Source organism: Streptomyces sp. NBC_00258 (assembly GCF_036182465.1).
Taxonomy (GTDB): Bacteria; Actinomycetota; Actinomycetes; order Streptomycetales; family Streptomycetaceae; genus Streptomyces.
Window position 1 is genome coordinate 8,600,469 of record NZ_CP108081.1, and the last position, 24,703, is coordinate 8,625,171.

General features: G+C 71.3%; 22 protein-coding genes and 1 riboswitch. Of the genes, 13 read left to right on the forward strand and 9 right to left on the reverse strand.

The window, feature by feature from the left end; all coding sequences use genetic code 11:
• The first annotated feature begins 97 nt into the window (after positions 1-97).
• On the forward strand, positions 98-1,162 hold the full coding sequence (trpD, locus tag OG718_RS38360; RefSeq protein ID WP_143637947.1) for an anthranilate phosphoribosyltransferase: 1,065 nt from the start codon (positions 98-100) through the stop codon (positions 1,160-1,162).
• 205 nt (positions 1,163-1,367) lie between these two features.
• A riboswitch (SAM riboswitch) is annotated at positions 1,368-1,484 on the forward strand.
• A 162-nt stretch (positions 1,485-1,646) separates the two neighbouring features.
• The gene (locus tag OG718_RS38365) at positions 1,647-3,026 is read left to right on the forward strand and encodes an aminotransferase class V-fold PLP-dependent enzyme (protein ID WP_328846370.1); all 1,380 of its coding nucleotides are present in this window, start codon (positions 1,647-1,649) and stop codon (positions 3,024-3,026) included.
• A gap of 42 nt (positions 3,027-3,068) precedes the next feature.
• Here OG718_RS38365 and OG718_RS38370 read toward each other — a convergent pair whose 3' ends face one another.
• From OG718_RS38370 to OG718_RS38400, 7 genes are all read right to left on the reverse strand, one after another.
• On the reverse strand, positions 3,069-4,247 hold the full coding sequence (locus OG718_RS38370; RefSeq protein WP_328846371.1) for a glycerate kinase: 1,179 nt from the start codon (positions 4,245-4,247) through the stop codon (positions 3,069-3,071).
• A 29-nt stretch (positions 4,248-4,276) separates the two neighbouring features.
• The gene (locus tag OG718_RS38375; RefSeq protein ID WP_328846372.1) at positions 4,277-5,695 is read right to left on the reverse strand and encodes an SLC13 family permease; all 1,419 of its coding nucleotides are present in this window, start codon (positions 5,693-5,695) and stop codon (positions 4,277-4,279) included.
• Positions 5,696-5,851: 156 nt separating this feature from the next.
• Entirely contained in the window at positions 5,852-6,514 is a 663-nt protein-coding gene (locus OG718_RS38380; protein ID WP_143637941.1) for a response regulator transcription factor, read from the reverse strand.
• Between the two features lie 46 nt (positions 6,515-6,560).
• Positions 6,561-8,039, reverse strand: a complete 1,479-nt coding sequence (locus OG718_RS38385; RefSeq protein ID WP_328846373.1) for a sensor histidine kinase — start codon at positions 8,037-8,039, stop codon at positions 6,561-6,563.
• Between the two features lie 16 nt (positions 8,040-8,055).
• Positions 8,056-8,319, reverse strand: coding sequence for a small secreted hydrophilic protein (locus OG718_RS38390; protein ID WP_143637939.1), 264 nt, complete (start codon positions 8,317-8,319; stop codon positions 8,056-8,058).
• A 164-nt stretch (positions 8,320-8,483) separates the two neighbouring features.
• A complete protein-coding gene (locus OG718_RS38395) occupies positions 8,484-8,765 on the reverse strand; it encodes an Lrp/AsnC family transcriptional regulator (protein ID WP_055615922.1) in 282 nt (93 codons plus the stop codon).
• 41 nt (positions 8,766-8,806) lie between these two features.
• Positions 8,807-9,568, reverse strand: coding sequence for a rhomboid family intramembrane serine protease (locus tag OG718_RS38400; protein ID WP_328846374.1), 762 nt, complete (start codon positions 9,566-9,568; stop codon positions 8,807-8,809).
• A 156-nt stretch (positions 9,569-9,724) separates the two neighbouring features.
• Between OG718_RS38400 and OG718_RS38405 the strand changes: the two genes are divergently transcribed.
• The 5 genes from OG718_RS38405 (at position 9,725) to OG718_RS38425 (ending at position 15,337) form a co-directional block, all read left to right on the forward strand.
• Positions 9,725-9,964, forward strand: coding sequence for a hypothetical protein (locus OG718_RS38405; RefSeq protein ID WP_055615920.1), 240 nt, complete (start codon positions 9,725-9,727; stop codon positions 9,962-9,964).
• A 35-nt stretch (positions 9,965-9,999) separates the two neighbouring features.
• Entirely contained in the window at positions 10,000-11,352 is a 1,353-nt protein-coding gene (locus OG718_RS38410) for an NYN domain-containing protein (RefSeq protein WP_143637935.1), read from the forward strand.
• 422 nt (positions 11,353-11,774) lie between these two features.
• Positions 11,775-12,806 (forward strand): C40 family peptidase, encoded by a 1,032-nt coding sequence (locus OG718_RS38415; RefSeq protein WP_143637933.1) that lies wholly within the window; start codon positions 11,775-11,777, stop codon positions 12,804-12,806.
• A 264-nt stretch (positions 12,807-13,070) separates the two neighbouring features.
• Complete coding sequence (locus OG718_RS38420) at positions 13,071-14,081, forward strand: C40 family peptidase (RefSeq protein WP_143637931.1); 1,011 nt, start codon at positions 13,071-13,073, stop codon at positions 14,079-14,081.
• Between the two features lie 32 nt (positions 14,082-14,113).
• A complete protein-coding gene (locus tag OG718_RS38425; protein WP_443055213.1) occupies positions 14,114-15,337 on the forward strand; it encodes a hypothetical protein in 1,224 nt (407 codons plus the stop codon).
• Positions 15,338-15,452: 115 nt separating this feature from the next.
• Here OG718_RS38425 and OG718_RS38430 read toward each other — a convergent pair whose 3' ends face one another.
• Positions 15,453-16,685 (reverse strand): glycosyltransferase family 87 protein, encoded by a 1,233-nt coding sequence (locus tag OG718_RS38430; RefSeq protein WP_328846375.1) that lies wholly within the window; start codon positions 16,683-16,685, stop codon positions 15,453-15,455.
• Positions 16,686-16,824: 139 nt separating this feature from the next.
• On the opposite strand from OG718_RS38430, the gene OG718_RS38435 reads away from it, so the two are divergent.
• Positions 16,825-17,967 carry a glycosyltransferase family 4 protein gene (locus OG718_RS38435; RefSeq protein WP_328847906.1) on the forward strand — a complete coding sequence of 381 codons (1,143 nt, stop codon included), beginning with the start codon at positions 16,825-16,827 and terminating at the stop codon, positions 17,965-17,967.
• Between the two features lie 221 nt (positions 17,968-18,188).
• Here OG718_RS38435 and OG718_RS38440 read toward each other — a convergent pair whose 3' ends face one another.
• A complete protein-coding gene (locus OG718_RS38440; RefSeq protein ID WP_143637927.1) occupies positions 18,189-19,985 on the reverse strand; it encodes an AMP-dependent synthetase/ligase in 1,797 nt (598 codons plus the stop codon).
• Between the two features lie 296 nt (positions 19,986-20,281).
• Between OG718_RS38440 and OG718_RS38445 the strand changes: the two genes are divergently transcribed.
• The 5 genes from OG718_RS38445 to OG718_RS38465 all read left to right on the forward strand — a co-directional run bounded on the left by OG718_RS38445 (position 20,282) and on the right by OG718_RS38465 (position 24,603).
• Entirely contained in the window at positions 20,282-21,106 is an 825-nt protein-coding gene (locus OG718_RS38445) for a metallophosphoesterase family protein (RefSeq protein WP_186001188.1), read from the forward strand.
• Between the two features lie 138 nt (positions 21,107-21,244).
• Positions 21,245-21,688, forward strand: a complete 444-nt coding sequence (locus tag OG718_RS38450; RefSeq protein ID WP_055618724.1) for an SRPBCC family protein — start codon at positions 21,245-21,247, stop codon at positions 21,686-21,688.
• A gap of 154 nt (positions 21,689-21,842) precedes the next feature.
• Positions 21,843-23,024, forward strand: a complete 1,182-nt coding sequence (locus tag OG718_RS38455; protein ID WP_328846376.1) for an ArsA family ATPase — start codon at positions 21,843-21,845, stop codon at positions 23,022-23,024.
• A gap of 92 nt (positions 23,025-23,116) precedes the next feature.
• Positions 23,117-23,596: a DUF5304 domain-containing protein gene (locus OG718_RS38460; protein ID WP_143637923.1), complete on the forward strand. Its 480-nt coding sequence runs from the start codon at positions 23,117-23,119 to the stop codon at positions 23,594-23,596.
• Between the two features lie 53 nt (positions 23,597-23,649).
• The gene (locus OG718_RS38465) at positions 23,650-24,603 is read left to right on the forward strand and encodes an ROK family glucokinase (protein ID WP_143637921.1); all 954 of its coding nucleotides are present in this window, start codon (positions 23,650-23,652) and stop codon (positions 24,601-24,603) included.
• Positions 24,604-24,703 lie beyond the last annotated feature (100 nt).

Sequence of the window (24,703 nt, forward strand, 5' to 3'; positions counted from 1 at the left end):
TAGGGTGGACCCGTTCCCGTACGAGCTACGGGCGGATCTCACGGATCCGACAGATCCCACAGGAGTCCCCATCGCGGGACGGACCCAGGAGCGGCATATGAGCGCTGTGACCCCCGCAGGAGGCGACACCGCGGCGGTCCGTTCCTGGCCCGCCCTGCTGAACGGCCTGCTGGACGGACGCGACCTGAGCGCCGCCGACACCGCCTGGGCGATGGACCTGATCATGCGGGGCGAGGCGACCGACGCGCAGATCGCCGGGTTCGTGGTGGCGCTGCGGGCCAAGGGCGAGACCGTCGAGGAGATCGTCGGGTTCGTCCGGGCGATGTACGAGCACGCGAACGTGATCGAGGTGCCGGGGGAGACCGTCGACATCGTCGGTACGGGCGGCGACGGGGCGAAGACCGTCAACATCTCCACCATGTCGGCGATCGTCATCGCGGGGACGGGCGCCAAGGTCGTCAAGCACGGCAACCGGGCGGCCTCCTCGGCCTCCGGGGCGTCCGACGTGCTGGAGAAGCTCGGAGTCAACCTGGAGCTGCCGACGCACCGGGTGGCCCAGGTCGCCGAGACGGCCGGGATCACCTTCTGCTTCGCGGCCAAGTTCCACCCCGCGATGCGCTACGCGGGCGCCGCGCGTGGGCAGTTGGGGATCCGGACGGTCTTCAACGCGCTCGGTCCGCTGACCAATCCGGCGAAGGTGAGGGCGCAGGCCGTCGGGTGTGCCGATCCCCGGATGGCGCCGATCATGGCCGGGGTGTTCGCCGAGCGCGGCAACTCGTCGCTCGTCTTCCGCGGTGACGACGGGCTGGACGAGCTGACGACGACGGCCACGTCACGGGTGTGGGTGGTACGGGACGGGAAGGTGCGCGAGGAGTCGTTCGATCCGCGTGACGTGGGGATCGAGCTGGTGCCCGTGGAGGCGCTGCGGGGGGCTGACGCCTCGTACAACGCGGATGTGGCCCGGCGGCTGCTGAACGGGGAGACCGGGGCTGTGCGGGACGCTGTGCTGCTGAACTCGGCGGCGGCGCTGGTGGCTCTGTCGCCGGGGGACGGGCCGCTCGCGGACCAGCTCCGGGCGGGGATGGTGAAGGCCGCGGCCGCGATCGACTCCGGGGCGGCCAAGGCCACGCTGGAGCGGTGGGTGGCGGCGACCAACGCGTAGCGGTTGCGGCGGGGGCTTTCCCGCCCCCGCCGCCCCTGCCCAGTCCCGTCACTTCCTCGGGGGCTCCACTCCCGAACCCCCGCTCCTCAGACGCCGGAGGGGCTGGAAGGCTGCGCAGTTCCCCGCGCCCCTGAACCCGACCCCGCCGTCCCGGCATCCGGACGGCGGGGTTGCGTCTGAATGATCGTGTGGCAAGATGCAGGCAGGTCATGAGCGACAGCCATCAGGCCCCGGCCGGCTGTCCGGCAACCCTCCGTCCGTGGCGGGGTGCCCCGGGTGAAGACCAGGCCGTAGGCAGTGAGGTCTACGGCAAGCGCGGACCCCTCGCATCACCAGGGGTCCTGGTCGTTCGAGGGAGCCTTCTGTGAGCAAGCGAATGCGATAGGGCGTAGAGCCCCGCCTCCGCACACCCCTTTTCACCTTCACCCACGCTCGAGCCGTACCCGCTCGCGTGGTGTTCCCGCCTGCCTCACAGGAGTTCGCCATGTCTGTTTCCACCGCTGCCGTTGCCGCCGACCAGCCCGTCTGCCGTGACACCTCCGGGTCCCTGGCCGTTCTGGGCCGGGACGTCACCGTCCCGCTCGTCACCGGCGGCGAGGTCACCTACGCCGCGCTCGACTACGCCGCCAGCGCCCCGGCCCTCCAGCGGGTGTGGGACGACGTGGCCGCGTACGCCCCGTACTACGGGAGCGTGCACCGCGGGGCCGGGTACCTCTCCCAGCTGTCCACCGACCTGTTCGAGAACGCCCGCAGGACCGTCGAGGAGTTCCTCGACTGCCGCGACGGCGACCAGGTCGTCTTCACCCGGTCCACCACCGACTCGCTCAACCTTCTCGCCGCCGCCCTCCCCGCCGACTGCCAGGTCTTCGTCTTCGAGACCGAGCACCACGCGTCGCTGCTCCCGTGGCGGGACGCCCGCGTCACCTACCTCAACGCCCCGCGTACCCCGGGCGAGGCCGTCGCGACGCTGGAGCGGGCGCTCGCCGAGCGGGACCCCCACGGGCCGGCGCTCGTGTGCGTGACGGGCGCCTCGAACGTCACCGGCGAGCTGTGGCCCGTACGGGAACTGGCCGCCGCCGCCCATGAGCACGGCGCCCGGATCGTGCTCGACGCCGCCCAGCTCGCGCCCCACCACCCCGTGTCCGTACGGGAGTTGGACGTCGACTGGGTCGCCTTCTCCGGACACAAGCTGTACGCGCCCTTCGGGTCGGGTGTCCTCGCCGGACGCGCCGACTGGCTGACCGCGGCCGAGCCGTACCTCGCGGGCGGGGGTGCCTCGCGGAAGGTCTCGCGGCGGGTGGACGGCGGCGTCGACGTCGAGTGGCACGAGAGCGCCGCACGGCACGAGGCCGGGTCGCCCAACGTCATCGGCGCCTACTCCATCGCCTCCGCCTGCAAGGCCCTCACCGAGGCCGGCTTCGACACGCTGGTCGCCCGTGAGCAGCACCTGATCGACACCGTCCGGGCCGGTCTCGCCGAGGTGCCCGAGGTCCGTGTCCTCTCGCTCTTCGGCGACGACGCCCCGCGCGTCGGTGTCATCTCCTTCGTCGTCGAGGGCTGGAACAGCTCGCACTTCGCCGCCGCGCTCTCCGCCGAGTACGGCATCGGGGTCCGCGACGGCCTCTTCTGCGCCCACCCCCTCGTCCGCACCCTCCTCGGCAGCGACCCGCAGACCCAGGGCGAGTGCGGGGCCCCCGAGGCCGCGCCCGGCGAGAAGTCCCTGAACGCCATTCGGGTCAGCTTCGGGGCCGGAACCCCGGACGAGCACGTGGAGCGGTTCGTCCGTGCCGTCAAGGAACTCGTGCGGGACGGTGCGCAGTGGAACTACCGCACGGTGGAAGGGCGTTGCGTCCCGGCCGTGTGAGCCGGCAGGACTCCCCGCGGGTCCGGCCACCCCCGTCCGCCCTCACACGCCCGCCCCTCGTGGCAGCCCCGCCCCCAGCAGGATCATCCGCAGCGCCCGCTCGGTCGCGTCGGTGAGGAGTTCGGAAGCTCGTACGAGGGCCTCGGCGAGGGCCATCGGGGCGGGCAGGATGCCGGTGAAGGCGTCCACGCCCGGCACCGTGTGGGCGCCCTCGCCGAGTGTGCCCGCCAGCGCGAGGACCGGGCGCCCGTTCAGCTTGGCGCGGCGGGCCACCTCGGCCGGGACCTTGCCGCGCGGTGTCTGGTGGTCCAGGGCGCCCTCGGCGGTGAGGACCAGGTCGGCGCGGGCGAGGCGGGCGTCCAGGTCGAGATGGTCGAGCAGTACGTCGAAGCGGGGCAGGAGGCGGCCGCCGAGAGCGGCGAGGCCCGCGCCCAGGCCGCCGGAGGCACCCGTGCCGGGGCCGCCGTACAGGTCACAGGTGACCGGGAGGTCCCGGGTGAGGACGTACGCCCAGTTCTCCAGGCCCGCGGAGAGTTCCTCGACCTGCGCGGGGGTCGCGCCCTTCTGCGGACCGAAGACCCGGGCCACGCCGCGCTCACCGCACAGCACGTTGTACGGGTTGCAGGCGACCAGCAGTTCGGTGTGGGCCAGGCGGGGGTCGAGGCCCTTCGGGTCGATGTGGTGCAGGCGGGTCAACTCCCGTCCGCCTTGGGGGAGTTCGAAGCCGTCCTCGTCGAGGAGGCGGGCGCCGAGCGCCTGCAGGGCTCCGGCGCCCCCGTCCGACGTACCCGAGTCGCCGCAGCCGACGAGGATGCGGCGTACGCCCGTGTCGAGGGCGGCGCGGATCAGCTCGCCGACGCCGTACGTGGTGGTGGCGCCCGGATCGCGCAGGCCGTGCGGGACGAGGGAGAAGCCGGCCACCGCCGCCATCTCCACGACGGCCGTCTCGGCGGAGCCGAGGTCGGATCCGGAGCCGAGCAGCGCGAAGTGGGTGCCCACGGGCTCGCCGAGCGGGCCGGTGGCGGGCAGGGCGACCAGCCGGCCCCCGGTGGCCGAGGCGAGGGCCCGGGCCGTCCCCTCGCCGCCGTCCACCAGGGGGATCAGGTCGACCTCGGCGTCCGGAACGACACGGCGTACGCCCGCCGCGATGGCGTCCGCGGCGGCCTGGGCGGACAGGGACTCCTTGAAGCCACTGGGGGCGACGGCGAAACGGGTCAGCATGAGAGGGGCTCCTTGAGGGCTTGACGGCTTCAGGGCTTGAGGACCGGTACGCCGAGCAGCGGCCACACGGTGAGGGCGAAGAGCAGGACGAGCGTCGCCGTCAGCGGGGCCAGGACCGCTGACAGACGCAGCAGGTCGCGCGGGGTGTACGTCGGTGTGCCGGGTATCTCGGCGAAGAGCGTCACCGGCTTGGCCGAGGCCGGGAGCGTGTGGCAGAAGCCTGCCGCGGCGGTGGACGCGAGCGCGGCCGCGACCGGGTTGACCCCCGCGCCCACCGCCGCCGCGACCACCAGCGGCACGAGGACGGACGAGCGGGCCGAACGGGACTGGAGGACCAGGTGGGCGGCCGTGCTCACCGCGACGACGAGCGCGAGGAACAGCCATGGGGCCACGTCTCCCGGAAGCCCGGACACCAGCCACCCGGCCGCCCCCGAGTCCGCGAGCGCGACACCCATCGCCATCGTCGCCGCCATGAAGAGGAGCAGCGACCAGGGAACGGTCTTCAGCGCGTCCTTCAGGCCCACGGTCCCGAGAGCGGGGGAGGCCGCGACGACCGCGCCGATCAGGGCGACGACCGCGGGGGAGACCTGGTGGAGGGGCTCGCTGCACCACAGCACGACCACCGTGGCGAGCAGCAGCGCGCAACGCGACTCGGCGGGCGACCAGGGGCCGGTGACGGGCTGCTCACTGTGCTGCTGGATGTCATCGGCCGTGATCCGTACGGGAGTTCGGCGGTCCGCGCGCCGAGTCGTCGTCAACAGCACGGTCTCGGCGGCCAGATGGGAGAACGCCACGGCCAACGGAAGCCCGAGCAGCAGCCACTGGGTGAAATCGATACGGTCGCCGGTCGTCTCCCACAGCACCGACACCGTGATCAGATGCGCACCCGCGCCGATCAGGGTCGCCACCGCCGACAGCAGGATCACGGTCGGAAAGAGCAGCGCGAGCATCACGACCAGTCGCTTCCGGTCGGCCAGCACCTTGGCGAGCGCGAGGAACACCGGCAGTGCGAGCGCCGCCCGGCCGGAGGTCGCCGGCACCGCGAACGCCGTCACGACCAGCGCGGCCGTCGTCAGATGCACCAACTGCCTGACGCTGCGTGCCCCGCCCACGAGGAAGGCCGCCGCCCGTCCCGCGAGCCCTGTCCGGGCCACCGCGGCCGCCAGCACGAACGCACAGATCAGCAGCCAGACCGTCGAGTCCCCGAGCGTGCCGAAGAGCGTCTCGCTGCTGATCACACCGGTCACCGTGAGCGCGAGCCCCGCGCCCAGGGCGATGTACGTGTCGTCGATGGGCGTACCGATCCACGCACAGGTCGCCAGCGCGAACACGGCCAGCGTCAGCCGCGCGTCACCACCGAGCCCGGGAAAGTTGCCGGGCACGATCAGCAGGGCACAGAGGCTCAGGACCACACAGAGGGCGGCGGCTTGCCGGAGATTCAGACTCACGACATTCAGAGTTCAGCGGGGCGGTGAGCCTCCCATGAGCACCACATGAGGGAACCTTCACGAGCCCGGCAGGGGGCGCCCCTTCAGGGGCGCGGGGAACTGCGCGACAAGCCACAACGCACCCGCAGCCATCGAACAACCGACCCGACGGAACACTCACACGGGTAGCCGATACCCCATCCCCCGCACAGTCTCCACCCGCTCCGCACCCAACTTTTTCCGCAACGAACGCACATACACATCAACGATGTTGGACCCGGGATCGAAGTCGTACCCCCACACATGCGACAGGATCTGCTCACGCGACAGAACCTGCCCCGGGTGCCGCAGGAACAGCTCCAGCAGCACGAACTCACGGGCCGTCAGGTCAACCACCCGCTCGCCCGCACGGGCACGCCTCGTACGCAGATCCAGCGTCAGATCACCACCGCGGAGCACGGTGACCTCAGGCGCCCGAGCCGCCGTACGCAGCCGCAGCCGCACCCGCGCGAGGAGTTCCTCGAATCGGAACGGCTTGGTCATCCAGTCGTCGGCGCCGCCCTCCAGACCCGCCACCGCGTCGCGTACGGAGTCCCGGGCGGTCAGCACGATCACCGGTACGGTCACCCGGGCCTCGCGCAGTTCGCGCAGCACGGTGAAGCCGTCCCGGCCCGGGAGTCCGATGTCCAGGATCACCAGGTCGAAGCCGCCGGTCAGCGCGTACTCGTACGCCGTTTCGCCGTCCCCGACGACGGTCGTGGTGAAGCCGCCCGCGCGCAGCCCCTTCTCGACGAAGGAGGCGATGCGCTCCTCGTCCTCGACGATCAGGATGCGCTTCATGTCCAGCAGGCCTTTCCGGTACGGGTGGTGCGGGTGGTACGGCTGTTCATGCGCGGTCCGTCTCAAGGAGCGGGTCCGGCACCGAGTCGAGCACGACGGCGAACGTGGCCCCGCCGCCCGGTGTCTGCCGCAGCCGGACCTTCCCGCCCCGGTGTCCCTCCGCGATGGCCCGCACGATCGACAGGCCGAGGCCCGCGCCGCTGCCCCGGGTGCCGCGCCGGGAGGTGCCGCGCCGGAACCGCTCGAAGATCACCTCGGCGTCCTGCGGCTGCACACCGGGGCCCGAGTCGGCGACGTACAACTCGATGCGGCCGCCGACGACGTGCGAGCCGATACGGATCGACTGGCCGGGGACGGTGTGCTGCACGGCGTTCTGCGCCAGCTGGACCATCGCCTGGGTGACACGCTGCGGATCCAACTGGGCTTCCCCGTCGGCGACTTCGGCCAGTTCCCAGTGGCGGTCGCCGAGCGTGCGTGCCTTGACGAAGACATCGGCGGTGAGTTCGGCGAGCTGTACGGGCTCGGGTGTGACGAAGTCCGGGCGCTCGGCCTTGGCGAGCAGCAGCAGGTCCTCGACGATGCGGCTCATCCGGTCGAGCTCGTCGGTGACCAGCCGGACGGTCTCCTCACGCTCGGCCGGGTCGTCGCCCATCAGCTCCAGATGGCCGCGCACGATGGTGATCGGGGTGCGCAGCTCGTGGCCCGCGTCGTCGACGAACTCGCGCTGGGCCGCGAAGGCGCGTTCCAGCCGGTCGAGCATCGCGTTGAAGGTCTCCGCGAGCGCGGCGATGTCGTCGTGGCCGCGGACCGGGATGCGCCGGGTGAGGTCCTGCTCGGTGAGCTGGGCGGCGGCGGTACGCACCAGACGTACCGGCTTGAGGATCCGCCCGGCCACCACCCAGCCGATCCCCGTCGTCATCAGCAGCGCGACCCCGGAGATGGCGAGCAGGATGCGGAACACCTCGTCCACGCGGTCGTGCTCGCGCCCCGGGTGGAAGGCGACCACGAAGGCGGCCTCCGGTTCGCCGCCTGAGCGGGCGATGGCGACCTTGGCCCACCGGACGTCCCCGGCGGCGCGGTGCAGCGTGCCGGTGGATTCGGCGGACTCGAAGATCTGCCGACGGCCGGCCTCGTCCTGGTGCAGGGGCAGTCCCGCGGGGATCTCACGGTCCTGGACGAGCTTCGCCGGGTCCGCGTCGGGGCCTCCCGCGAGCAGCCCCATCAGCTCCTCGTCCGGATCGGCGTACTGCCGCTCCAGGAAGACCTTGAGCAGCCGCCCCGGCTCCGTGAACCGCTCCCCGGTCGCGGGGTCCACCCCCCGCTCCTCGAAGTTCGCGAACTCGCCCGCCTCCTGGGCGAGCAGACCGCTGACGCGGGAGTCGACGTCCCGCAGGAGGATGGAACGCGTGGTCGTGGCCACGGCGGCGAGGGCGACGGCCATCACGAGCAGCAGCCAGAGCAGGATGCGGACCCGGGCCGAGATCCGCCGGCGCACGGGAACGGGATCGAGATCGGAATCGGACATGGGTGCGGGTACGGGCTCAGCCGTCGTCCCCGGGTCCGTCGTCATCGTCATCGTCGTCACTCACCGGAGGCCGCGACACGACCTCGTCACTCGGCGTCGGAGTCGGCGCAGGAGAGGCGGCCGACGTGGGCGTCGCGGACGGCGACCCACTCTCCAACTCCACCTTGGGCGGCACCTTCGGGGACTCCGGACTGTCGGTCAGGGCGTAACTCGTAGCGGCGATCCCCAGAGGAATCACCACCACAGCGGCGAGAGCCGCCATCCGATGAGAGAAAACCATGGCCCCGATGCTGCGGGCCTCACCGGTGCCCCCGGATGAGCGCCGGATGAAGAACTCTTCATCCGGGCCGGACGACGCAGCATGGGGCGCCCCTCGAGGGGCGCGGGGAACTGCGCGACAAGCCACGATGCACCCGCACCCGACACGCAACCCCACGAACCGAACTAGTTGTCGAGCCCAATCGCGAACGCAGCCTCAAGATCATGCTGAGAGTACGTACGGAACGCCACATGCGTGTCCGTCCCCTCCACCCCCGGAATCTTGCTGATCATCCCGGGAATCACATCCGCCAGATCGTCGTGCGCCTTCACCCGGACCATGGCGATCAGGTCATACGTGCCGGTCACGGAGAACACCTCACTGACGGAGTCCAGCGCGGCGATCGACTCCGCGATCTCGGGGATCCGGTCCACGCTGGTCTTGATGAGCACGATCGCGGTGATCACGGCTGGTTTTCTCCCTCGGTGGCCATGGCTGGGTTTTCACCTTACTCAGCCTCACGCCCGGGAGTCTTTTCGGCCGGAGGTCCGGGGGTCGTCCCCCGGGAGAACACGGCAGCCGTACGTCCATAGCGCACCCACGCGTAGAGGAACCCCGCCGAGAACCCCAGCAAATGCGCCAGATACGCCACCGCCGGCCCCTGCGTCGCGCGGCTCGCGGCCATCCACTGGAGGGACACCCAGAAGGGCAGGACCACCCAGGCCGGAAACCGCAGAGGCAGGAAGAAGAGGAACGGAAAGAGACTGGTCACCCGGGCTTTGGGGAACAGGTAGAGGAACGAACCGAGGACCGCGGAGATCGCCCCGGACGCGCCGACCAACGTCTGCGCGGAGTCGGAGTGGGCGGCCGCGTAGCCGAACAGGGCGAGGTAGCCACAGCCCAGGTAGAAGAGGGCGAACGCGAAGTGGCCCATCCTCTCCTCGGCCATCGCCCCGAAGACATAGAGGAAGAGCATGTTCCCCAGCAGATGCAGCCAGCTGCCGTGCACGAAGAGGGCGGTGGCCGGAGTGACGGCGGCCCTCGGTGTCCCCTCGAACAGTTCGATGGGCACCACGCCCCAGCGTTCGAAATAGGCCCGCTGCGCGGAAAGGAGCTCGTCACCGGTGCCGTACGCGGGACTGAGGCCCGACCCCGGACCGATCACGAAGACCAGGCAGCACAGGGCGATCAGTCCGTAGGTCACCGGAGCGGACTGACCCCGGACCGCCCTGACTGCCCTCTCGACGGGCCTACCCCAGTTGCCGATCATGAGCAGAGCATGACGTAACGGGAGCAAACCGCACAGAGCGCCTCGCCGCTCCCGGTGGACGGGCGTCGAGTACCCGCCAGGCCTTAGGGTTACGAGCCACACGCTCCAGGGAACCTGGTGCGGCATGGAGACTCAGGAAAGAGAGCGACTGCAACGATGACGGTACCCCTGCCGACCGCCGAGACCCGGTGGCGCTGCACGCTCTGCGGCAACCTCACGCGATTCGACGTGACCCGTTCGTCGAAGGTCGTCGAGTACGTGCATCTGGACCTGGCCGGGGAACCGAAGATCGAGGAGCGCGAGGTGGTCAGTGAGACCATCGAGTCGGTGCGCTGTCGCTGGTGCAACGCGGTGGATCAGGTGGAACTGGTGGACAGGCCGGGCGCCGGCTCCTGACAGGAGCGGGCCCCGCACGGACGATGGGGTGAAGGATGGTGGAGACCACCACGGGCGGGGAGCCGGACGACGGCGCCGCCGAGGTGCTCGACCGTCCGCTGCCCGACGGCGTGCGCCGCAGGGTCGTGCAGATCGTCTCCGACGGTTTCGGCGGGCTGACCGTGGCCGAACTGCCCGTACAACTGCGGCAGTACGCCCGCTTCGCCCCCAATCGTCGTGCCAAGTTCGCGGGCAACGCGATGGCGGCGGCCCTGGAGACGGACCCGCTTTTCAGACAGCGCATCGCCGAGAAACTCAGAGAGGCCCAGTCGGAGCTGACCGGTGCCCTCGACTCAGGCTCGCCGCCCCCGGCCGCGGACCCGCTGGACGTGGCGGCCGCGGCCTATGTGCTGCGCCCCCCGGGCTGGGTGAAGCTGGTGACCGCCGCGGGCGAGGAGGCCCTGCGGGCGGACGCCGAGCGTGCCGACGAGGAGACCCGCGCCGAGCTGGACCGGCTGCGCGAGGAGCTGGCAGAGGCGCGCGGCCAGACCCGCACCGAGACGGAGCGGCTGCGGACGGAGCTGGAGTCGGCGAAGAAGGAAGCCGAATCGCTTCACCGCAAGCTGCGCGGGGCCCTCAGTGACGTCAAGCGCGGCGAGGCGGCCCTGCGCAAGCTGCGGGGCGAGATGGAGGCCGTCCGCGGCGAGGGGCAGGGCCAGGTGTCCGCCGCCGAGAGCGAGACCCGGCGGCTCAAGGCGCGGCTGAGCGAGGTCGAGGCCACCCTGGAGGCCACCCGCCGCGCGGCCCGCGAGGGGCGCAGCGTCGAGGACATGCGCGTACGGCTGCTGCTGGACACCGTGCTCGACGCGGCACAGGGGCTGCGGCGCGAACTCGCCCTGCCGCCGGTGTCGGTGCGGCCCGCGGAGACCGTGGACGCGGTCGAACCGGGACGGATGACACCAAAAGACATCGCGGCCCGCGCGCTGTCCGAAAACGATCCCGCGATCCTCGACCAGCTGCTCGCGCTTCCGCAGGCGCATCTGGTCGTCGACGGCTACAACGTCACCAAGACCGGCTATCCGCAGATGCCTTTGGAGAAGCAGCGGCTGCGGCTCCTCGGGCAGCTCTCGCAGCTTGCCGCGCAGACCGGCGCGGAGGTCACCTGTGTCTTCGACGGGGCCGAGCTGGCCGCCCCGGTGCTGCTCGCTCCGCCGCGCGGGGTGCGGGTGCTCTTCTCCAAACCCGGCGTCACCGCCGACGAGTTGATCCGCCAGCTGGTGCGCGCCGAGCCGCCAGGGCGGCCCGTCATCGTCGTCTCCACCGACCGTGAGGTGGCCGACGGGGTGGCGAAGGCGGGGGCGCGCCCGGTGGCCTCCGCGGTGCTCCTGAAGCGTTTCTCGCACGGCTGAGCAAGCGGCTTCCGGGTGTCTGGGCGAGCGGGTCCCAAGCGTCCGGGCAAGCACGTTCCCGGCGTCCGGCCGAGCGGGTTTCAAGCGACTCGGCAAGGGAATTTCGCGCGGCCGACCTTCTGATGGTGTTCGTCACCTACGTAACAGGCACCCCAAGTGCAACACATGCGCAGCTTGCCCGAATTGGCGAAACCTTCACGCAACGTAGCGTCAAGCGAGCATTACTGCATGTGAGTTGAGTGCAAAGAATGCGGTCGGTGACCGAGATTTTTCCGAGGAGGATTTGAACTGATCACAAGAACATCACTAGGGTCAGCCGTCGAACCTCTACTCGGGTGATCACTCATTGGGAGTGACGGTGGAGGGGCACCGCCAACCGGTGTTCTCGGTGGGCGGCTGAGGTAATGAAGGAGCTCGCCTCCGTGGCGTCCCACCGTCGACCGAAGCAGCCGAGCCGCACCCGCGTGACCGTGCTCACCACCGCCGCCGCTGCAGCCGTGGCCCTCAGTTCGCAGGCGGCCAACGCCGCCCCCAGCGAGAAGCCGGGCAAGGACGAGGTCAAGGCCAAGGTCGACAAGCTCTACGAAGAGGTGGAGCGCGCCACCGACAAGGCCAACGGGGCCGAGGAGAAGCAGGAAAAGCTCGAAAAAGAGATCGACACCATCCAGGACCAGGTCGCGCGAGGCCAGGACGAGCTCAACACCATGCGCGACAGCCTCGGTCTGATGGCCAGCTCCCAGTACCGCACGGGCGCGATCGACCCCTCCGTCCAGCTCTTCCTCTCCTCCGACCCGGACGACTACCTCGACAAGGCGTCCACGATCGACCAGCTGAGCGCTCAGCAGGTCGAGGCGCTGAAGAAGGTCCAGGAGAAGCAGCGGACCCTCGCGCAGCAGCGGCAGGAAGCCGCCGGCAAGCTCAAGGACCTCTCCGAGACCCGTAAGACCCTGGGTCAGAAGAAGAAGGAAGTCCAGACCAAGCTCGCCGACGCGCGGAAGCTCCTCAACACCCTGACCGCCAAGGAGCAGGCGGCTCTGAAGACCGCGGACACGCGCGCCAGCCGCGACGCCGGGGACCGCATCGAGCTCGGCAACGAGGTGCCCGCCTCCGAGCGCGGCGCCGCCGCCCTCGCCGCCGCCAAGACCCAGATGGGCAAGCCGTACGTCTCCGGCGGCAGCGGCCCCAACTCGTACGACTGCTCCGGTCTGACGCAGTGGGCGTACGGCCAGGCCGGTGTGTCGATAACCCGGACCACCTACACGCAGCAGAACGACGGCGTGAAGATCGGCCGCGATCAGCTCAAGCCCGGCGACCTGGTCTTCTTCAACAGCCTCGGCCACGTCGGTCTGTACGCGGGCAACGGCGTCATCGTGCACGCCCCGAAGCCGGGTGCCGTCGTCCGTCTCGAGTCCATGAGCACGATCGGTACCTTCCAGTTCGGCGTCCGGGTCTGATCCCCGGCTCCCTCGTCCGGTCGTCCGCGATCTCCGGCCCGGATCTCCCCCGGGCCCGCCGGGAGGCTGATCGCCACGCCGCCCGAACGGGCGAATTCCCGTGACTCCCGCTGACCCCACGCCCCGCTGATGACCTGCGTCTGAGGCGGGGCGTCACGTTGTGTACCCGTATGGGTCTTTGGCCACCGCGTAGTCGCACGGCTACTGTCTGCCGCGTTTCCCCCAACTCCGGGGGTACGTCAGCGGAAGGGAGTGCGGCTTCCTGTGGGGTCCCATCGCCGCCTTGTACCGTCCGGCTTCGACCGGGGCGCCCGAGGCGCCACCCTGTGCGTACTGACCGCCGCGGCCGCGGCCCTCGGCGTCCTGCCGGCCGGCGCCGCGCCGCAGGACGACACCCGTGCCGAGGTGGACCGGCTGTACGAGGAGGCCGAGCACGCCACCGAGTCGTACAACAAGGCCGACGAGCGCACGGACACACTGCGCGACCAGGTGGACAGGGCGCAGGACCGGATCGCCAGACAGCAGGACCGCATCAACACCATGCGGGACGCGCTCGGTTCGCTCGCCGGCGCCCAGTACCGCTCCGGCGGCATCGATCCCTCGCTGGCGCTGATGTTCTCCGACGACCCCGACGAGTACCTCGACAAGGCTGCCGTGCTCGACCGGATCAGCTCCCGGCAGGCCGGGGAACTCAAGGAACTGCAGGGCGCCATGCGTGACCTCTCCCAGGAGCGCGAGGAGGCGACCCGCAAGCTCACCGAACTGGACAAGAGCCGCAAGGCCGTCGCCCGGCACAAGCGCACCGTCGAGCAGAAACTTTCCAAGGCACGGCAGTTGCTCAACGCCATGCCGGGCGCCGACCGCGCCGCCTACGACCGGGCCTCCCGCTCGGGCCGCGTCCCCGACCTCACCGGCGCGGTCCCGTCCTCCGGCCGCGCGGCGGCCGCCGTCGCCGCGGCCCGCTCGGCCGTCGGCCGCCCGTACGTCTGGGGAGCCAACGGGCCCACCGGGTTCGACTGTTCGGGCCTCACCCAGTGGTCCTACGCACAGGCCGGTGTCGGTCTGCCGCGCACCTCGCAGGCCCAGGCGCACACCGGACGGCCGGTGCCGCTCTCCCAGGCGCAGCCCGGTGACATCGTCACCTACCGGGGTGACGCCAGCCACGTCGGGATGTACGTGGGCAACGGCCAGGTGATCCACGCGCCCTACCCGGGCGCCCCGGTGCGCTACGACCCGGTGGGCATGATGCCCGTCAACACCGTGACGCGCCCCTGACCCCACGGGCCGGGCGCCGTACGATCAGGATCGTGGCTGGTCGTGGACGTGTGCCGAAGTGGATCGTGGGAGTGCTGCTGGCCGCTTCGACCGCCCTGGTCGGCTGCGGCGGCGGCTCCGGGACCGACAGCGCGTCCGGCGACGTCCGGCGCGTGCTCGACACGCGGGCCGCGGCGGTGCGCGACGGCAGCGAGCGGGAGTTCGTGGCCACGCAGGCGCCGGCCACCGTCGCCGCCGGGGAACGGGCCGCCGCACGCACCGAGTTCAGGAATCTGCGGGCGGTCCCGCTGGCCGACTGGGCGTACCGCGTGACCGGCCTCCACCGCTCCGGCGACCGCGCCACGGCCGACGCGGAACTCCGCTACCGCATAGAGGGCTACGACAAGGCCCCCATCGTCACCGCCCGCACGCTGAGCCTCGCGCGGGCCGACGGGCGCTGGTACGTGACCGCCGACCGGCCCGCCAAGGACTCCAGCCAGCAGCTGTGGGAGCAGGGGGCCGTCCTGGCCGTACGCGGCGAGCACAGCCTCGTCCTGGGCGTCGGCCGCCCGCGCGACGCGCTGCGCCACTACGCGGAACTGGCCGACCGGGCGGTGCCCGCGGTGCGGGAGGCGTGGGGTGAGGACTGGTCGAGGCGGGTCGTCGTCCTCGTACCGAAGTCGCTGGACGGGATGGCGGGGCTGCTCGGGGCGCCCGCGTCCGGGTACCGGGGGATCGCCGCGGTCACCACGGGTGAGGCGGGCGGATCCGCGAAGGCGCCCGCCGACCGGATCATCGTCAACCCCGACGCGTACGGGGTGCTCGGCGCCTTCGGGCGGCAGGTCGTCCTCACGCACGAGACGACCCATGTCGCGACCCGCGTGTCGACCTCGGCGGCCACCCCGCTGTGGCTCTCCGAGGGGTACGCGGACTGGGTCGGCTACCGCGGCACCGGGCGCACCGCGCCACAGGCCGCGCCGGAGCTGGCGAGGGCGGTGGCTGAGGGGAAGGTGCCCGCCGCGCTGCCGGGCGACGAGGTCTTCGGGTTCGGCGGGGACGCGGGGTCGCTGGCGCGGGCCTATGAGGGCGGCTGGCTGGCCTGCCGGTTGATCGCCGAGCGGTGGGGCGAGGTGCGGCTGGGGGAGTTCTACCGGGCCGTGGGGGAGCGGGAGAAGCGCGCCGGGGCAGTGGAAGCGGGGATGAAGGAGGTTCTGGGTACGTCGCTGGAGGAGTTCACGGAGCGGTGGCGGGCGTATGTGCGGGATCGGCTTGGGTGATGTGTGTCGGCTGCGGGTGGGCGGGGGCTTGTCGCGCAGTTCCCCGCGCCCCTAAAAGATGGGGGCGCTGCCGGCACTGCAGGCTGTCCGCCTCGCCCCGTTGCGCAGGCCGCCGTCAGGAGCTCAGCGTCTTCTGGGCGCGGGGAGTCTGGCTGGGCAGCTCCGGCGGGGTCGCGTACGACACCGTGTCGCGCCAGAGGAGGGTGCCGGCCGTGACGGACGCGGCGACCAGCAGGCCGTTGCGGATCACGAGCAGGGTGATGCCGAGGCCGTCGCTGCCGACGACGTTCGCGAAGTAGATGGGGAACTCCAGGACCGTGAAGAAGCACGCCGTCAGGACCATCCCGGCCGGCAGCCCCATCCGACTGCCGCGGAAGGCCAGGCACACGGCGGCCAGACCGACCAGCCACACCATGTACTGCGGACTGATCACCCGGCTGGTCGTCGTGAACAGGAGCACCGCCACGAAGGCGGCGTCCGCGAGCGTGTGCGCAAGGAAACGCGTCGCCAGCAGCCGCCACATCAGCAGCCAGCCGAACGCCAGCGCCGTCAGCAGCAGGGCCGCCGTGCTCACCAGGTCCACGTACGGGCCGAGGAACTCGACCGAGCCGTAGTTCAGCAGGACCTGGCCCTCCCAGCCGTGATGCCGGGCGATGTGGAAGACCAGCGAGCCGAGCGACTCCACCTCGGTTCCCCGGTCGCGCTGGAAGGTCATGAAGGCGAACGCGCCGGGCATCGACACCGCGAACAACAGTGCCAGCCCCGCGGCCGTCGCCGCCGCCGAGCCCCACGCCCTCCGCTTCGCCGTGCCCACGAGCAGCAGCGCCGGCCACACCTTCAGCATCGCGCCGAACGCGGCGAGCGCGCCCATCGCACGCGGATGCCGGGCGCCCGCGAGGATCGCGGCCACGACGACGGCCGTCACCATCACGTCGTACCGCGAGTACACCGTCGGGCCGAGCAGCGGCACGCCAACCACCCAGGCCCAGGCGCCGCGCAGCGACTTGCCGGGGCGCCGGCCCGCGTACAGGAGAAGACCGAAGGCGATCAGGTCGGCGAGGAAGGCGAGGACGAAGAACGCCGAGGTGTACTCCAGGAAAGGCAGCAGCGCGGGGGAGAGGATCGCGAGTGCGGCGGCCGGCGGGTACTGCCAGGTCACGTCGTCCAGCGGGAAGGTGCCGGTGCGCAGGACCTCGTACCAGCCCTGGTAGATCACCGAGACGTCGCTGGTGACATCGGGGCCGGGAAAGATCCACACCTTGAAGACGAAGAGCAGCAGCATCAGCCTGGTCAGGCCCCAGGTCCCCACCAGCGGATACGGGAACCTCGCCCCCCTCGCTCCCGTCATGCCCACCTGTCCTCTTCCGTACGGATCCTGTGTGCGGCCATGATTCCCCGCGCGCCTGTGCGAGAGCCATGAAGCGCGGCCGTGTGGAGCTGCGAGGTGCGGGTTCGGTACTTCCGTGCTTTCGGTACTGTCGACGGCGATGCACAAGACCCTGATCGTGACCAACGACTTCCCGCCGAGGCCGGGCGGCATCCAGGCCTTCCTGCACAACATGGCGTTGCGCCTGGACCCCGAGCGGCTCGTCGTCTACGCCTCCACGTGGAAGCGGGGCCGGGAGGGAGCCGAGGCGACGGCCGCCTTCGACGCCGAACAGCCCTTCGCCATCGTACGCGACCGAACAACCATGCTGCTGCCCACGCCGAGGGTCTCCCAGCGGGCCGTGGGGCTGCTCCGGGAGCACGGCTGTACGTCCGTGTGGTTCGGCGCCGCGGCGCCGCTCGGACTGCTGGCGCCCGCGCTGAGGAAGGCCGGTGCGGAGCGCCTCGTGGCCACGACGCACGGTCATGAGGCGGGGTGGGCGCAACTGCCCGGCTCGCGCGGGCTGCTGCGCCGGATCGGCGAGTCGACGGACACGATCACGTATCTCGGCGAGTACACGCGCTCGCGGATCGCCGCCGCGCTGACGCCCGAGGCGGCCGCGCGGATGGCCCAACTGCCGCCGGGCGTCGACGAGAAGACCTTCCATCCCGGTTCGGGCGGTGACGCCGTGCGCGCCCGGCTCGGCCTGACCGACCGCCCGGTCGTGGTCTGCGTCTCCCGGCTGGTCCCGCGCAAGGGCCAGGACACGCTCATCCTCGCGATGCCGCGGATCCTGGCGAGCGAGCCCGAGGCGGTGCTGCTGATCGTGGGCGGCGGGCCGTACGAGAAGGACCTGCGCAGGCTCGCGTACGAGACCGGCGTCGCCGGCTCCGTCCGCTTCACCGGGGCCGTCCCCTGGTCCGAACTGCCCGCCCACTACGGCGCCGGCGACGTCTTCGCCATGCCGTGCCGCACCCGCCGCGGGGGCCTCGACGTCGAGGGCCTCGGCATCGTCTACCTGGAGGCCTCCGCGACCGGGCTTCCCGTCGTCGCCGGTGACTCCGGCGGGGCGCCCGACGCCGTCCTCGACGGCGAGACCGGCTGGGTCGTCCGTGGCGGCTCCCCCGAGGACGCGGCCGATCGCATCACCGCCCTGCTCGGCGATCCGGAGCTGCGGTGCCGGATGGGGGAGCGGGGGCGGGAGTGGGTCGAGGAGAAGTGGCGCTGGGACCTGCTGGCGGAGAGGCTGAAGGAGCTGTTGTAGGGCTGCGCCCCGCTGCTTCTTGGTTCTTGGAACTCGGCGGGGAGGGTTGTCGGGTGGCTGCGGGTGCGTCGTGGCTGATCGCGCAGTTCCCCGCGCCCCTAAAAGGACGGTGGGTGCAGCCCCAGCCCCTTTAGGGGCGCGGGGAACTGCGCGATCAGCCCCCACCGGGCCGCAGCCATCACGATCACCGGGCCCGCGCCACAAGGCTGTTCCAGTGAGGCTCAGCCTCGATAGATGGCCTCGATCTCGTCCGCGTAGTCCTTCGCCACCACGTTGCGCTTGAGCTTCAGGGACGGCGTCAGGTGGCCGGAGTCCTCGGTGAACTGGGAGGCGAGAACGCGGAACTTCCGCACCGATTCCGCCTTCGACACCGCGGCGTTGCCGTCGTCGACAGCGCTCTGGATCGCCGCGAGCAGATCCGGGTCCTGTCCGAGCGACGCCGCGGTGGAACCCGCCGGCTTGCCGTGCTCGTCGGCCCAGCGGCCCAGGAACTCGTCGTCGATGGTGATCAGCGCGCCCACGAACGGACGCCCGTCACCGACGACCATGCACTCGGCGACCAGCGCGTGCGCCCGGATGCGGTCCTCGATCACGGCCGGGGCGACGTTCTTGCCGCCCGCGGTGACGATGATCTCCTTCTTGCGGCCGGTGATCCGCAGATAGCCGTCCTCGTCGAGCGTGCCGATGTCACCGGTGTGGAACCAGCCGTCGGCGAGCGCCTCGGCGGTCGCGCCCTCGTTGTTCCAGTACCCCTTGAACAGGTGCTCGCCGTGCAGCAGCACCTCGCCGTCGTCCGCGATGCGGATCACGGAACCCGGCAGCGGCTGGCCGACCGTGCCGATCTTCTGCCGGTCCCACGGGTTGAAGGCGGTGGCCGCGCAGGACTCGGTGAGGCCGTAGCCCTCCAGGACCGTGAAGCCGATACCGCGGAAGAAGTGGCCAAGACGCTCACCCAGCGGGGCGCCGCCCGAGATCGCGTACTCACCCTTGCCGCCGAGCACCGCGCGCAGCTTGCTGTAGACGAGCTTGTCGAACGTCTTGTGTTTGATCTTCAGGCCGATCGAAGGGCCCGACGGGGTGTCCAGCGCGCGGCTGTACGCGATCGCCGTGTCCGCCGCCTTGTCGAAGATCTTGCCCTTGCCGTCCGCCTGCGCCTTGGCCCGCGCCGAGTTGTAGACCTTCTCGAAGACGCGCGGCACACCGAGGATCAACGTCGGCCGGAACGAGGCCAGTTCGTCGGTGAGGTTCTTGATGTCCGGGACGGTGCCCAGCTTGATCGGCGCCATCATCGGCGCGACCTGCACGAGCCGTCCGAAGACGTGCGCGAGCGGCAGGAAGAGGAGCACCGAACACTCGCCCGTACGGAACAGGGGGCGCAGCCGCTCCACGATGTTGCCGCACTCGGCGAAGAAGCTGCGGTGGGTCAGCACACAGCCCTTGGGGCGCCCGGTCGTGCCGCTCGTGTAGACGATGGTCGCCGGGTCGTCGGCCTTGGCGAGCGAGCTGCGCTCCTCCACGGCGGCGTCCGTGACGTCCTTGCCGGCCCGGCCCAGCTCCTCGACACCGCCGCCCTCGATCTGCCAGACGTGCTTGAGGTGGGGCAGCCCGTGACGCACCGACTCCACGGCGGCCGCGTGCGCGTCCAGTTCCACGACGACGGCGGTCGCGCCCGAGTCGCCGAGGATCCACTGCACCTGCTCGGCCGAGCTGGTCTCGTACACCGGCACGGTGACCGCGCCCGCGCTCCAGATCGCGAAGTCGAGGAGGGTCCACTCGTAGCGGGTACGCGACATCAGGCCGACCCGGTCGCCCGGCGCGACGCCCGAGGCGATCAGGCCCTTGGCGGCGGCCTGCACCTCGGCGAGGAAGGCCGTGGCCGAGACATCCGTCCAAGTGCCGCCGACCTTACGGGCGATGACCGCCACGTCCGGATGCTGCGCGGCGTTTCTGCGGACGATGTCGGTCAGATTGCCGTCCGCAGGGACCTCGTACAAAGCCGGAAGGCTGAACTCGCGCAAGACTGCTGCTCCTCATAGGGCGCCGACGCCACGACTTCGTGTGATGCGACGGAGCGGTCCAAGGCTCGGGCGTGTGCTCTGGGACCCAGGTTGTTGAAACCCTGAGCACGACTGGACTGCCCGGACGTTACCCGCCGGTACTGCCTCTACGACAGGGGGGCCGGTGAGATGTTCCCCGCGTCACACGTGTTGGCGTTCCTCCGCGCACAGTAGTCCACCACGTTACTGACTGGGAGGTAACCGCAGGTCCGCCCACGTCTACACACGTTTGCTCCACAGGCTTACCCTTGATCGCCATGGCAGGCACACAAGGCGGCAACGCCGACGACATCGGTGGCCCGGGCGGCGAGGCCCGGAAGACGCGCGTCCACGTGGTGAGCGACGTGCACGGCAACGTCCGTGACCTGGCCAGGGCCGGTGACGGCGCGGACGCCCTGATCTGTCTCGGCGACCTCGTGCTCTTCATCGACTACGCCGACCACTCCCGCGGCATCTTCCCCGACCTGTTCGGCACCGAGAACACGGACCGCATCGTCGAGCTGCGCACCGCCCGCCACTACGAGGAGGCCCGGGCCTTCGGCGCGCGGCTGTGGGCGGGCGTCGACCGCGGCCCCGCCATCGAGAAGGCCGTGCGCAAGCAGTACGCCGAACTGTTCGCGGCGTTCCCCACTCCGACGTACGCCACCTACGGCAACGTCGACGTGCCGCCACTGTGGTCGGAGTACGCCGGGCCCGGCACCACCGTGCTCGACGGCGAGCGGGTCGAGATCGGCGGCCGCGTCTTCGGCTTCGTGGGCGGGGGCCTGCGTACGCCCATGCGGACGCCGTACGAGATCAGCGACGAGGAGTACGCGGCGAAGATCGAGGCCGTCGGAGAGGTCGACGTGCTGTGCACGCACATTCCGCCGGAGGTGCCCGAGCTCGTCTACGACACGGTGGCGCGGCGCTTCGAGCGGGGCAGCCGTGCACTGCTCGACGCGATCCGGCGCACCCGGCCGCGTTACTCGCTCTTCGGCCACGTCCATCAACCACTCGCCCGGCGGATGCGTATCGGCGCCACGGAGTGCGTGAACGTGGGTCACTTCGCCGGAACGGGGAAGCCGTGGGTGCTGGAGTGGTGAGGGCTGCCGGAGGTCGCAGGGCCGGGGACGGCGGGCCGTCCGCCGCGCGGTAGCCTTCACGCTGCATACACAGGTAGGAAGCGTTCGTACCCCGACGAACACCCCTATGTCCGGACCGCATCTGGAGGAGCCACGGCGATGGCGGAACACACCAGCTCGAGCATCACGATCGAGGCGGCACCGGCCGATGTCATGGCGGTGATCGCCGACTTCGCCCGCTATCCGGACTGGACCGGTGAGGTGAAGGAGGCGGAGGTGCTCGCCACGGACGAGAAGGGCCGCGCTGAGCAGGTACGCCTCGTCATGGACGCCGGCGCGATCAAGGACGACCAGACCCTCGGCTACACCTGGACCGGCGACCACGAGGTCTCCTGGACCCTGGTCAAGTCCCAGATGCTCCGCTCCCTCGACGGCTCGTACATCCTCAAGCCCGCGGGCACCGGCGCCACCCAGGTCACCTACCAGCTCACCGTCGACGTCAAGATCCCCATGCTCGGCATGATCAAGCGCAAGGCGGAGAAGGTCATCATCGACCGCGCCCTGGCGGGCCTGAAGAAGCGCGTGGAGTCGGGCGAGAAGTAGTTTCTCAGCCCGTCCGGCGTTTGAGGACGAGCGCGTCAGCGCGATACCGGGGGGCTGGGGGCGGAGCCCTCAGGGGACGGGAACGGGTAGGGGCGGCGGGGGCGAAACCCTCTCTGCTCAGCCCGCCGGCCAGGCACCGGTACCGTTCACCTACATGCGCACCATCCTGATCACCGGCCCCGGCGGCTCCGGCCGCACCACCGTCGCCGCGGCCACCGCCCTGGAGGCCTCCCGCCGGGGAACCCGCACCCTGGTGCTCACAGCCGACCGCACCGACACCCTCGGCGCCGTCCTCGGCACCCCCACCGGCGGTACCCCCACCGAGGCCGCCCCCGGCCTCACCACCTGGCGGCCGGACGCCACCGAGGCCTTCCGCACGGACCTCCTCGCGTTCCAGGACCGCGCCGCCACCGGCCTCGACCTGCTGGGCGCCGCCCGTCTGGACGGCGAGGAACTCACCCCCCTGCCCGGCGCCGAGGAACTCGCCCTGCTCCGCGCCCTGCGCGACGCGGCCACGGCGGACACGTACGACCTCCTGGTCGTCGACCTGCCGCCCACCCCCCAGGCACTCGCCCTCCTCGCCCTCCCCGAACAGCTGCGCCGCTACCTCCGCCGCCTGCTCCCCGCGGAGCGCCAGGCCGCCCGCGCGCTGCGCCCCGTACTCGGCCGTCTCGCCGGCGTCCCGATGCCCTCGGAGTGGCTGTACGAGACGGCTGCCCGCTGGGACGTCGAGCTGGCCGCCGTTCAGCTGGCCGTCGAGGACGCGGCCACGACCGTACGGCTGGTCGCCGAGCCGGGCCCGGCCGGCACCGACGCCGTACGCACCGCCGCCACCGGCCTCGCCCTGCGCGGCCTGCGCACCGACGCCCTGGTCGCCAACCGTGTCCTGCCCGACGCGTCCCCCGACACCTGGCTCGCAGCCCTCGCCGTCCAGCAGCGCAAGGCGCTCGACGAGTGGCGCGACGAGTGGGGCCGGACGTTCGACGTACGCGAGATCCCCCACCTCGGCCGGGACCCCCGCGGCGCCGAGGACCTCGCCGCGCTGCCCGTGCCCGCGCCGGGCGACGCCCCGGGACGGGTCGAGTGGCCCGTCGTCGACCGCCTCGCCGACGACGGCGTGCTCGTCTGGTACATCCCGCTCCCCGGCGCGATACGGGAGGAGCTCGACCTCGTACGCCGCGGCGACGAACTCGTCGTCACGGCAGGGCAGTTCCGCCGGATCGTCCCGCTCCCGTCCGCCCTGCGCCGCTGCACGGTGGACGGCGCCTCCCTGCGCGACGGCGAACTGGCCGTCCGCTTCGCACCGGACCCGGACCTGTGGCCCCGGGGAAGGTGACCGAGTCCCGTTCTGTGGCCGCGCACACGATGAACGGCGTACCCCCGTTCGGGTAACGTCGAGAGATACAGATCCCACGCTTGGAGTCCGCCATGAGCGATGAGCGCCCCACGTCCGACGCCGACGCCGCCAAGGACGCGCTCGACGAGGTGCGCGCGACCGACGCCGATGCCTGGGCGAAGGCGTGCGCCGAGGACCTCGCCGCGGAGAAGGCCCGCCGCCGCACCCAGTACGGCCAGCCGCCCGGCTCGGCCGCCGAGGAACTGCGCAAACTCGTCGACGCCGTCGCCGACAAACTGTCCGGGCTGCAGTCGCCGCTGCTCGGCGCGGTCGCGGGCGGCGCCGCCCAGCAGATGGTCAACCAGGTGGTGCAGCAGGCCAAGGCCGCCGTCGAGCCCGTCATCGAGCGCAACCCCGACGTGTTCGACCACCTGGCCACCGCCGGCTCCGAACTGCTCGCCGCCTACCGCTCCGCCGTCGAGGCGCAGGAGCGGCGCTGGACCACCCGTGACACCGCCCCGGGCCCCCGTGACGAGGGCACCGGTCCCGGTGAACACATCGACCTCGACTGAAGCTGCTCGGGTACGGTTGGCCGTAGCGGGGCTCGACCGAAACTGAGGGATTCATGGGACTCACCATCGGCGTCGATATCGGCGGCACGAAGATCGCGGCCGGCGTGGTCGATGAGGAAGGCAACATCCTCTCGACCTTCAAGGTGCCGACTCCGACGACGCCGCAGGCCATCGTGGACGCGATCGCCGCGGCCGTAGAGGGCGCCCGGGCGGGGCACGAGATCGTCGGCGTGGGCATCGGTGCCGCCGGATACGTCAACCGCCAGCGCTCGACGGTCTACTTCGCGCCGAACATCGACTGGCGGCAGGAGCCCCTGAAGGACGAGGTGGAGGCCCGCGTGGGCCTGCCGGTCGTCGTCGAGAACGACGCGAACGCGGCGGCGTGGGGCGAGTACAAGTTCGGCGCGGGCAAGGGCCACCGCAACGTCATCTGCATCACGCTGGGCACCGGCCTCGGCGGCGGCATCATCATCGGCAACAAGCTGCGCCGCGGGCACTTCGGCGTGGCCGCGGAGTTCGGCCACATCCGGATGGTTCCCGACGGCCTGCTGTGCGGCTGCGGCTCCCAGGGCTGCTGGGAGCAGTACGCCTCCGGGCGCGCCCTCGTGAGATACGCGAAGCAGCGCGCCAACGCGACCCCCGAGAACGCGGAGATCCTGCTGTCGCTCGGCGACGGCTCCCCCGACGGCATCGAGGGCAAGCACATCTCGATGGCCGCCCGCCAGGGCGACCCGGTGGCCGTCGACTCCTACCGTGAGCTGGCCCGTTGGGCCGGTGCCGGTCTGGCCGATCTGGCCTCGCTCTTCGACCCCTCCGCGTTCATCGTCGGCGGCGGTCTCTCGGACGAGGGCGAGCTGGTCCTCGACCCCATCCGCAAGTCCTACAAGCGCTGGCTCGTGGGCGGCAACTGGCGTCCCGTCGCCGACGTCATCGCCGCCCGACTGGGCAACGAGGCGGGGCTGGTCGGTGCGGCGGATCTGGCTCGGGAGCCCGATCCGATCATGTAGTCGCGCTTCGACCGCCCGCCGTTTCCCTCCGGGGGCGGCGGGCGGTTCTGTTTGGGGGTGAGGGTCGTGGGGATCTGCGGGCCGGTGGGGGCTGGTCGCG

What these genes read in the sequence shown, in the direction of transcription:
- trpD (WP_143637947.1), top strand. Translation starts at nt 98, where the DNA reads ATGAGCGCTGTGACCCCCGCAGGAGGCGACACCGCGGCGGTCCGTTCC.
- OG718_RS38365 (WP_328846370.1), top strand. Translation starts at nt 1,647, where the DNA reads ATGTCTGTTTCCACCGCTGCCGTTGCCGCCGACCAGCCCGTCTGCCGT.
- OG718_RS38370 (WP_328846371.1), bottom strand. Translation starts at nt 4,247, where the DNA reads ATGCTGACCCGTTTCGCCGTCGCCCCCAGTGGCTTCAAGGAGTCCCTG.
- OG718_RS38380 (WP_143637941.1), bottom strand. Translation starts at nt 6,514, where the DNA reads ATGAAGCGCATCCTGATCGTCGAGGACGAGGAGCGCATCGCCTCCTTC.
- OG718_RS38385 (WP_328846373.1), bottom strand. Translation starts at nt 8,039, where the DNA reads ATGTCCGATTCCGATCTCGATCCCGTTCCCGTGCGCCGGCGGATCTCG.
- OG718_RS38390 (WP_143637939.1), bottom strand. Translation starts at nt 8,319, where the DNA reads ATGGTTTTCTCTCATCGGATGGCGGCTCTCGCCGCTGTGGTGGTGATT.
- OG718_RS38400 (WP_328846374.1), bottom strand. Translation starts at nt 9,568, where the DNA reads ATGATCGGCAACTGGGGTAGGCCCGTCGAGAGGGCAGTCAGGGCGGTC.
- OG718_RS38405 (WP_055615920.1), top strand. Translation starts at nt 9,725, where the DNA reads ATGACGGTACCCCTGCCGACCGCCGAGACCCGGTGGCGCTGCACGCTC.
- OG718_RS38410 (WP_143637935.1), top strand. Translation starts at nt 10,000, where the DNA reads ATGGTGGAGACCACCACGGGCGGGGAGCCGGACGACGGCGCCGCCGAG.
- OG718_RS38430 (WP_328846375.1), bottom strand. Translation starts at nt 16,685, where the DNA reads ATGACGGGAGCGAGGGGGGCGAGGTTCCCGTATCCGCTGGTGGGGACC.
- OG718_RS38435 (WP_328847906.1), top strand. Translation starts at nt 16,825, where the DNA reads ATGCACAAGACCCTGATCGTGACCAACGACTTCCCGCCGAGGCCGGGC.
- OG718_RS38445 (WP_186001188.1), top strand. Translation starts at nt 20,282, where the DNA reads ATGGCAGGCACACAAGGCGGCAACGCCGACGACATCGGTGGCCCGGGC.
- OG718_RS38450 (WP_055618724.1), top strand. Translation starts at nt 21,245, where the DNA reads ATGGCGGAACACACCAGCTCGAGCATCACGATCGAGGCGGCACCGGCC.
- OG718_RS38455 (WP_328846376.1), top strand. Translation starts at nt 21,843, where the DNA reads ATGCGCACCATCCTGATCACCGGCCCCGGCGGCTCCGGCCGCACCACC.
- OG718_RS38460 (WP_143637923.1), top strand. Translation starts at nt 23,117, where the DNA reads ATGAGCGATGAGCGCCCCACGTCCGACGCCGACGCCGCCAAGGACGCG.
- OG718_RS38465 (WP_143637921.1), top strand. Translation starts at nt 23,650, where the DNA reads ATGGGACTCACCATCGGCGTCGATATCGGCGGCACGAAGATCGCGGCC.